This window comes from Tatumella sp. JGM118 (assembly GCF_018257515.1).
GTDB classification, from domain to species: Bacteria; Pseudomonadota; Gammaproteobacteria; order Enterobacterales; family Enterobacteriaceae; genus Tatumella; species Tatumella terrea.
Window position 1 is genome coordinate 1 of record NZ_JAERJR010000043.1, and the last position, 898, is coordinate 898.

An 898-nucleotide genomic window follows, 5' to 3' on the forward strand; every position below is an offset into this window, starting at 1 on the left:
AGCTCAGGGTGGCCGAGGACGTCGCCTGCCCGTCGGTAATGGTATAGCTGGCGGACGGTACCGCCCCGGTATAACCGCTCACCGGGGTAAAGGTGTACGCCCCGTCGCTGCCGATGGTCAGGGTGCCGACGCCGCTGATCGTGGCGGTCTGTCCCGCAGCCACCGTCTGCCCGTCGACCGTGAACTGCGTCACCGTCAGGGTGTCGCCGTCTTTATCGGTGTCATTGCTCAGCACATTGCCGCTCACCGGGGTGTTTTCCTGCGCGGTTGCCGTGTCATTACTGGCCACCGGCGGGGTATTGATCGGGCTGAAGCTCAGGGTAGCCGAGGATGTCGCCTGCCCGTCGGTAATGGTATAGCTGGCGGACGGTACCGCCCCGGTATAACCGCTCACCGGGGTAAAGGTGTACGCCCCGTCACTGCCGATGGTCAGGGTGCCGACGCCGCTGATCGTGGCGGTCTGCCCCGCGGCCACCGTCTGCCCGTCCACCGTAAACTGCGTTACCGTCAGGGTGTCGCCGTCTTTATCGGTGTCGTTGGTCAGCACATTACCGCTCACCGGGATGTTTTCCTGCGCGGTTGCCGTATCATCGGCAGCTACCGGCGGGGTATTGATCGGACTGAAGCTCAGGGTGGCCGAGGACGTCGCCTGCCCGTCGGTAATGGTATAGCTGGCGGACGGTACCGCCCCGGTATAACCGGTCACCGGGGTAAAGGTGTACGCCCCGTCGCTGCCGATGGTCAGGGTGCCGACGCCGCTGATCGTGGCGGTCTGCCCCGCGGCCACCGTCTGACCTCCGACCGTAAACTGCGTCACCGTCAGGGTGTCGCCGTCTTTATCGGTGTCGTTGGTCAGCACATTGCCGCTCACCGGGGTGTTTTCCTGCGCGGTTGCCGT

The 898-nt window shown here is 64.8% G+C and carries 1 protein-coding gene; it reads right to left on the reverse strand.

Going from position 1 to position 898, the window contains the following annotated elements:
* Window positions 1–871: Ig-like domain-containing protein (locus JK223_RS16795; protein WP_371813185.1), on the reverse strand; the 871-nt coding region annotated here is incomplete at its 3' end.
* Window positions 872–898: the final 27 nt, after the last annotated feature.